General features: G+C 25.9%; 5 protein-coding genes. 4 read left to right on the forward strand and 1 reads right to left on the reverse strand.

Features of this window, described 5'->3' with window-relative positions; translation table 11 throughout:
• The first annotated feature begins 542 nt into the window (after positions 1 to 542).
• The gene (locus Q0087_RS09240; protein WP_297899752.1) at positions 543 to 2,630 is read left to right on the forward strand and encodes an S-layer family protein; all 2,088 of its coding nucleotides are present in this window, start codon (positions 543 to 545) and stop codon (positions 2,628 to 2,630) included.
• Positions 2,631 to 3,255: 625 nt separating this feature from the next.
• Here Q0087_RS09240 and Q0087_RS09245 read toward each other — a convergent pair.
• Positions 3,256 to 4,167 carry a restriction endonuclease gene (locus Q0087_RS09245; RefSeq protein WP_297899754.1) on the reverse strand — a complete coding sequence of 304 codons (912 nt, stop codon included), beginning with the start codon at positions 4,165 to 4,167 and terminating at the stop codon, positions 3,256 to 3,258.
• A 261-nt stretch (positions 4,168 to 4,428) separates the two neighbouring features.
• Here Q0087_RS09245 and Q0087_RS09250 point away from each other — a divergent pair, with 261 nt between their 5' ends.
• The 3 genes from Q0087_RS09250 to Q0087_RS09260 all read left to right on the forward strand — a co-directional run.
• On the forward strand, positions 4,429 to 7,122 hold the full coding sequence (locus Q0087_RS09250; protein WP_297899756.1) for a type I restriction endonuclease subunit R: 2,694 nt from the start codon (positions 4,429 to 4,431) through the stop codon (positions 7,120 to 7,122).
• 91 nt (positions 7,123 to 7,213) lie between these two features.
• Positions 7,214 to 8,755: a type I restriction-modification system subunit M gene (locus Q0087_RS09255; RefSeq protein WP_297899757.1), complete on the forward strand. Its 1,542-nt coding sequence runs from the start codon at positions 7,214 to 7,216 to the stop codon at positions 8,753 to 8,755.
• 8 nt (positions 8,756 to 8,763) lie between these two features.
• On the forward strand, positions 8,764 to 9,343 hold a 580-nt coding region (locus Q0087_RS09260; RefSeq protein ID WP_297899759.1), incomplete at its 3' end, for a restriction endonuclease subunit S.

Below are 9,343 nucleotides of genomic sequence, written 5' to 3' on the forward strand. Positions count from 1 at the left end.
GGTATTTTTCGATAGTTTTATATAGTGGTTGTTCACTATTATATTATAGAGAATAATTACTTTTTTTATTCTCTTTTTGCAAATTGTTAATAATTGTATATGAATATTATAAAACTAATAATCTAATAGCTAGTGATTTTATAAACTTTAAACTAATCAAAAATTCTGTTTAATATACAGATTATCCAGTGATTTAGCTTTTTTATTTAATATCCTAGTGATTTTTCAAACATTTTTTTACTTAATGATTGTAACAATTGATAGACTAGTGAATTCATAAAAAAAAAAATAATTTTATAATGTATATATAGGCACCCCCTATTTTTTTTATATTTTATTTAAATGAAAAATAATGGTTATATGATAAATTATTATAATGAATGCTCGTTTAGATATTTTTTATAAAAAATATTTTTTTATAAATTATTCTTTTTTAATAAACCTAATATTCATCAATATTAGCAATTTTATTAATTTAAATATAATTTAAAAATTTCACATTCTATTATTTGGATTGTGAAATTGATTTTTGGAGGTGAATAATGTTAAATTATTCAAAAAAATTAGATAGAAGAATACTTATTCCAATATTAATTATTTTAGCTGTTTTTTTATTAGCTACTACTATGCAGACTGATTTTGCAGCTACTAATACAATTGATAACATAACTACTGGTGGAATAAGTGGTGCATTAAATAGCTCAAGTCCTGGTGACACGATAGAACTTGATGAAGGAATATACACAGGAAGTAACAATACAAACATAAATATCAACAAAAACATTACAATACAAGGAAAAACAAAAGACAATGTAATAATCGATGCAGAAGGACTATCAAGAATATTCAGAATAAGTAATAATATTAATGTTACATTAATAAATCTAACATTTATCAATGGATATACGATTGATAATGGAGGAGCAATATTCAATAATTATGCAGGATCTAAAATCACGTTAATTAGCTGTAAGTTTATTAGTAATACTGGAAACAATGGAGGAGCCATTTATAATATTGGAAATGACCTTTCTATTATTGATTCAACTTTCACTGAAAATTATGCTATTGGTGGTGGTGGTGCTATTAGTAATACTGGAGTTGATTTTTCTTTGAGTGATTCTATTTTCACAGGGAATAATGCTGGTGTTAGTGGTGGTGCTATTTGGAATGGAGGAAATGACCTTTCTATTATTGATTCAACTTTCACTGAAAATAATGCTAATGTTAGTGGTGGTGCTATTGCTAATACAGGTAATGACTTTTTTGTAGCGGATTCGACTTTTATAAGAAATTCTGCAAATTCAAATGGTGGGAGTATTTATAATGCAGGAGATAGCTTATTTGTGATTTATTCAACTTTCACAGAAAATCATGCTGGTATTGGAGGCGGTGCTATTCGTAATACAGGTATTAGTTCTTCTGTAATTGATTCTAATTTCACTGAAAATTATGCTAGTACTGGAGGTGCTATTTGGAATGGAGGGGATGAATTTTTTGTGATTGATTCTAATTTCACTGAAAATTATGCAGTTAGTGGTGGTGCTATTGCTAATAATGGTCTTGATTTTTCTTTGAGTGATTCTATTTTCACAGGGAATAATGCTGGTGTTAGTGGTGGTGCTATTGATAATAGAGGTTTTGGTTGCTCCGTGGTTGATTCTAGTTTTATAGGAAATTCTGCAAATAGTTTTGGTGGTGCTATTTTTAATGCAGGTGATAATTTTTCTGTGAATGATTCTACTTTTACAGGGAATAATGCTAATTCTAGTGGTGGTGCTATCCGTAATACAGGTATTAGTTCTTCCGTGAACAATTCTAAGTTCACTGAAAATAATGCTATTGTTGGCGGTGGCGGTATTTGGAACGGTGGGAATGATTTTTCTTTGACTAATTCAAGTTTTATTAAGAATAATGCATATAATGGAGGTTCTATTTTCAATAGTGGTAATATGTCTCTTTCTAATAATATCATGACTGGCAATACTGGTATTTTGGGGCAAATGATTTATAATATAGGTAATATAGGTGTTCTTAATTTGAAGTATATTAATAACATTACAATTAATGTGATTAATGGCACTATTGTAACATTATATGCTACTTTAACTGATGATATGGGTAACACAATTACTGGACAAAATGTAACATTTTATGTAAATAACCTTCTTATTGGAACTATGACTACTATTGAAGGCAAAGCAAGCATGAATTTCACAGCTAGTGGAAAAAATGGCTCATTATTATCTGTTAATGGGGATTATAATGGAACTGGTAATTATGGGATTATAACAAAACAAGGTCAACTAAAAATTACTACAATAGCTAAAAATTCTTCTGATGTTATATCTAAACCAAATATTCGTCTTGTTAAAAGAGTTAATAGTCGAATTGTCAGGCATGGTAATCTTGTTTATATGAAATGGTTGACTTTTAAAAATTTGGGAGCTTCTGGTTCACAGACTGTAAGTGCAAAAGTAATTTACAAAAATTTTAAGTATAAACTATGGAAAGTATATAATAAAAAACTCAATTATAAATATGCTGCAAATAGAATAAAGTTCAAAATTAGCTTAAAATCTGGTAATACTTTCAAACTAAAACTAAAAGTCTACAGACCAATAAAATAAAAATAAACAACAAAAAAAATTAAAAAACATTTTAAAGGGAAGAAAAAATTAAAAATAATAGATTTAAAATCTATATTTTTTAATTAAAATTCTTCCTATATTTTTCTTTATAGAGATAAATGATTTTATAAAAAATAAAATACTTTGTATTTATTAAACTTATAAAATATAGAAAATATTTTATAAAAAACAAAATTAATTTTTTTATAAAATGATTATCTAATTTATTTTTTCATGAAAATTATAGAAAGCTAAATAAAAATCTAATTTTTTATAAGTATTAATATAAATCTAAAATTAAAATGTTTAGATATAAATTCTATATTAGGGGTAGGAATTTCTAAAACTACTTTAATAAATAATTTTAGTGAATCAAAAGACACTACAGATACTTATTTATTTTTAAAGTATAATACAGATTCTTTAATCAAAGAGATTGTAAAAGAATTCTTAGTTGCAGACGGATCTTTTGATCCTAAGTATTATAATAACTCTGGAAATTTTGTGCCAGGTTTTGGGTTGTGAGTTTTTTATTTTTTCTCTTTAAAGAGTGAATTTGTGTATAGATACTATTTTTTGATGCATCATTATCTGTATTTTATATTAAATTGTTAATTAGTTTTAATTATTCATCAATAAAATAGTCAGTATCTATTTTTTTAATATCATAAGAGTTAATAATTGAAACACCTATGTTATAATCAAACATTAATTCAGTAAGTTTTTCACCATCAATTAATATTAAACTATAATCAATTTTATTAGCATATTCAATAGCTTCTTTTGAAAATCTCGAAGTTGTTATAAAAACTCCTTTTTTAGCATTTTTACCATGTAAAGCCCCAGTAAATTTTTGTATTTCAGGTCTTGATACAGTTCCTTCCCATTTTTTAGCTTGAATATAAATTTTATCAAGGCCTAATTTATCTTCGTTAATTATTCCATCAATTCCTTCATCACCTACTTTTCCAATAGCTTTATCTGCATCTTTTCTTGATCCTCCATATCCCATTCCAAGTAATAAGTCTATAACAAGATGTTCGAAAAATTCAGGAGTACTTGATTTTATCATCTCAATTATCTGATCTGTAATATTTACTTTAATAGTATTATATCCATGATCTACAAGTTCTTCAGGAGTTGACGAATTTAAATCAATATTCTCACTTTTTTCTTCAGTTGTATTTGTTATTGAAGGTCGAGTGAATTTTAAATAGCTATCATATTTTTTAAGAAAGTTAGAATCAATGGAGTTTATTCCTTCTTTTAAAAGATCTTGTCCCTCAGGAGTTATATTAAAATAACCTCTTTTAGGATATTCAAGTAGTCCTGCTTTTTTAAGATGAGTTCTAGCCCAACCTATCCTGTTTAAATATCTATATTGTGTCCCACTAGGCAATAAATCGTTTTGAACTTCTTCTGACAAGTTTAATTTTCCAGCAACCTCTTTGGCTGCATCTTTAAGAGAATGTTCTTTGTTATCGCTAGCTAATTTTAGTAAAGGCAATAATAAATCTTCATATGTTGGCATTTCCATTATATCACTTTCAGAATTGATTTTATTTGATAAACCTTTTATTTAATGATTATCAATTTATATTTGTTTAGTATTATATTTTTTCATATTTTTATTTTACTTATTGTTAATTATGAATAAATTGGTTTAATATGTTATATAAATTCAAATATATATAAATAATTTATATAATAATCTATATATTATATAAGATGATAATATCAATTAAGAATGATTTTTCATGTTTAAATAATGATTATTTTATATAATTAAAGTGATATAATGTCTACTCAAAGTGAAGCAACACTAGAAAAAAATTTAATAAATAAATTAGTCGAAAATGGATATGAAAAAATCCAAATTAAAGACGAAAATGATTTAATAAACAACTTTAAAAAACAAATAGAAAAGTTCAATAAAATTGATTTAGATGATGATGAATTTAATAAAATCTTGCTTCATCTTGAAGGTGGAACAGTTTTTGACAAGGCTAAAAAACTCAGAGATAAATATGAGCTTGAAATAGAGGGACAAATAAAATATATAAGTTTTTTCAATAGTAAAGATTGGTGTAAAAATATATTTCAAGTAAGTAGTCAAATCACTTTTAAAGGTAAATATGAAAATAGATATGATGTCACACTTTTAATAAATGGGTTTCCATTAGTTCAAATTGAACTTAAAAAAAGAGGGGTTGAACTTAAAAAAGCTTTCAACCAAATTAAAAGATATAGGTCTCATTCTTTTCATGGTCTTTTTGACTATGTACAAATTTTTGTAATTAGTAATGGGGTAAACACAAAATATTACGCTAATAATAAAGATTTGAGCTTTGATTACACATTCTTTTGGAAAGATAAAGATAATAAAAATTATTCTCAATTAGATGAATTCACTGACATCTTTTTAGAGAAATGTCATATCTCTAAAATGATTGCAAGGTATATTGTATTACATGAAGCTGATAAATCTTTAATGGTTCTTAGAGCCTATCAATATTATGCTATTGAAGCTATTTTGGATAAAACATTAGAATCTAAAAAGAATGGTTATGTTTGGCATACGACAGGAAGTGGTAAGACATTGACTTCTTTTAAAGTAGCTCAAATTTTATGCGAAGAGTCACATATTGATAAAGTTATGTTTATTATTGATAGAAAAGATCTTGATTATCAAACTACTAAAGAATTTAATAATTTTTCAGATGGAGCAGTAGATGGAACTGAAAATACACATTCATTATTAAGACAACTAAAAAATTCTAATAAATTAATTGTCACAACTATTCAAAAATTATATAAAGCAGTCACAAAACATGAAAAAGGTTTAGAAAATGTTAAAGATAAAAAAATGGTCTTAATGTTTGATGAATGCCATAGAAGTCAATTTGGAGATATGCATAATAAGATTACTGACTATTTTACAAATATCCAATATTTTGGTTTCACGGGAACTCCTATTTTTTCAGTGAATGCAAATAATAAAAGAACTACAAAGGATATTTTTGGAGATAGACTCCATTCATATTTGATTAAAGATGCAATAAATGATAACAATGTTTTAGGGTTTATGGTTGAATATATTGGAAGATATAAGGATAAAGCTAAATATGATATTGAAGTAGAGGCTATTGATACTAAAGAATTAATGGATTCTGAGAAAAGATTAAGCAAAATTACAGAATATATTATCCAAAATCATGATAGTAAGACTTATAATAGAGAATTCACTTCAATTTTTGCTGTTTCATCGATTGAAGTTTTGAATAAGTATTATGAATTATTTAAAAAAATGGGGCATGATTTAAAAATAGCTACTATTTATTCTTATGGACCAAATGAAGATTATGAAGGAGATCATCCAAGAGATTTAATGGAAACCCATTTAAAAGATTATAATAAGATGTTTGGTACAAATTACACTACTGAAACATTTCAAGAATACTATGTAGATGTTTCAAAAAGATCTAAAAACAAAGAAATTGATATTTTACTTGTAGTAAACATGTTTTTAACTGGTTTTGATAATAAATATTTGAATACATTATATGTTGATAAAAATTTAGTGTATCATGGTTTGATTCAGGCATTCAGCCGTACTAATAGACTTTTAAATGAAAAAAAGAAACAAGGAAATATTATTTCATTTAGAAATATCAAAAAACATACTGATGAAGCTATTAGATTATATTCTGATGAAAATGCATTTGAAACTGTTTTAATGAAACCATACAATTCTTATGTTTTTGATTTTAATGAAGTTTTGAAGAAACTTTTTGATTTAGTTTTCAATCCTCAAAACGTAGATTATTTACCTTCTGAGAAAGAAAGAAAAGAATTTGTAGTAATATTTAGAGAATTACTTAGAATAATGAATAGATTAACTGTTTTTACTGAATTTAATTTTAAAGATTTAGAAATTTCTCAACAAGAATTTGAGGATTTTAAGTCAAAATATCTGGATATGTGGTCTGATACTCGTGGCAATACAAATAAGGTCTCTATTTTAAATGACGTTGATTTTGAGATAGAATTGATACAAAGAGATAATATCAATGTTTCATATATTTTGACTTTACTTAGAGAGTTAGATGTTAAATCACCTTCATTTGAAAAAGATAAAGAATTTATTATTAAAACAATGGAGAATGCTCCAGAACTTAAAAGTAAAATTGATCTTATTGAAAGATTTATTTCTCATAATATAATGGAAAATAAAGAGGAAGATATTGAAGATGTCTTTGATGATTATTTAGAAAGAGAAAAAAATAAATCTATTTTTAAATTAGCTGAGGATGAAAACTTGAAAAAAGAAATAGTTAATGATATCATTAATGATTATGAGTTTTCAAATAAAATAAAGAATGAAATGATTAAAGATTCATTTAATGAGAAACTAGGTCTAATTAAAACCCAAAGTAAATTGGAAATAGTAAAAGAAAAAATTGTAAGTTTAGTGGAGAAATTTTCATGGTGAAATAATTCACATTGATATTATTTTAAAAAAGATATTATTATATTCTCTAAAATCAAATATTAAAAAAGTATAAAATTTTAGAGGAAAATAAATGTCACAATATCAAAATCAGTTAGAAAGTAAATTATGGGCAATTGCCGATGAACTCAGAGGAAATATGGATGCAAGTGAGTTTAAAAACTATATTCTAGGATTTATTTTCTACAAATATCTATCTGAAAAAATAGATTCATATTTAAACAAAGAACTGGAAGAAGATAATTTAACTTTTACTGAGAGCTATGAAAGAGAAGAATTTAAAGAAGTCTTAAAAAAAGTTGCAATAGATAATTTGGGTTACTTTCTAGAACCTAGCTGTCTTTTTCAAAATGTTGTTATTAAAGCTCAAAATAATGATTTTATTTTAGAAGATTTGGAAAGAGCATTAAAAAGAATCAGTTCTTCGTCTACTGGTCATGAAAGCGAAAATGATTTTGAAAACCTATTTGAAGATGTTGATTTACAGTCATCTAAACTTGGAAGATCTGTAGAGGATAAAAATAAATTAATATCAAAAATATTATTACATTTAGCTGATATCGACTTTAGAATAGATGATGAGGAAAAAGATATATTAGGGGATGCATATGAGTATCTTATAAGCCAATTTGCTTCAAGTGCAGGTAAAAAAGCGGGGGAATTTTATACTCCACAAGAAGTTTCAAAAATATTGGCGAAGATTGTGACATTAGATAAAAATAAGTTAAAATCAGTTTATGATCCTACTTGTGGTTCAGGTTCATTATTACTTCGTGTTGCAAGAGAAACAGAAGTTTCAGACTTTTTTGGACAGGAATTGAATCAAACAACTTATAACTTGGCACGAATGAACATGATTTTACATGATGTGCCGTTTACCGATTTTGATATCAGACAAGGAGATTCCCTAGAAAACCCACAACATATGGATAAAAGATTTGAAGCAATAGTAGCAAATCCACCATTTTCAGCAAAATGGTCCTCAGATTCCCATTTTTTAGATGATGAAAGATTTTCAGCCTATGGGAAACTAGCTCCAAAATCAAAAGCAGACTTTGCATTCCTACAACATATGATATATCATCTTGATGAAAATGGAACGATGGGAATAGTTCTTCCTCATGGAGTTCTTTTTAGAGGAGCTGCAGAAGGAATAATAAGAAAATATTTGATTAATGAAAAAAATTATTTAGATGCAGTTATAGGCTTACCAGCAAATATATTCTATGGAACAAGTATACCGACAGTAGTTTTAATATTTAAAAAATGTCGAACTGATGATGCAGATATACTTTTTATAGACGCAAGTAAAGAATTTGAAAAAGTAAAAAATCAAAATAAACTAAGAAAAGAAGATATAGATAAGATAGTTAACACTTACAAAAACAGAGAAGAAATAGAAAAATATTCTCATAAAGCAACTTTAAAAGAAATAAAAGAAAATGATTACAATTTAAATATTCCAAGATATGTGGATACTTTTGAAGAAGAAGAACCAATAGACTTAGATGAAGTAATAGAAAAATTAAAAAAGAATAAAGAAGAAATGGAAAAAGTAGATAGAGAAATAGAAAAATACTGTAAAGAATTAGGGATAGAAGCTCCAGTTTTTTAGGTGAAAAAATGACGAAAAATAAAAACACACCTAAACTCCGATTTCCAGAATTTTCAGATGAGTGGGAAGAAAAAAAATTGGGGGATATTTTAGAAGTTCATTATGGTAAAGATTACAAACATTTAGGGTCTGGAAAGTATCCAGTTTTAGGAACTGGGGGGATAATGACCTATGTTGATACATATTTATATAGTAAAGAGAGTGTTTTGATAGGTAGAAAGGGTAGTATTAATAATCCATTCTATATTAATGAACCATTTTGGACTGTGGATACTTTATTTTATACAGATATACATGACACATTTCCGAAATTTGTTTTTTATTTAATATCAACTATAAATTGGTTTAAATATAATGAAGCTTCAGGTGTTCCTAGCTTAAGTGCTAGTAGTATAAAAAATGTGAAAATAAAAATTTCTTCATTTGCAGAACAGGAAAAAATAGCTAATTTTTTATCAATTGTAGATAAGAAAATAAGTCTTTTAGAAGATAAATTAGATTTATTTAAGGATTTTAAGAATTTTTGTATGCAGCAGTTGTTCGCGCAGAAATTAAGATTTAAAAATGCGAAAGGAGAAAATTATCCTG

This window comes from uncultured Methanobrevibacter sp. (genome assembly GCF_937881195.1).
Lineage (GTDB): Archaea > Methanobacteriota > Methanobacteria > Methanobacteriales > Methanobacteriaceae > Methanobinarius.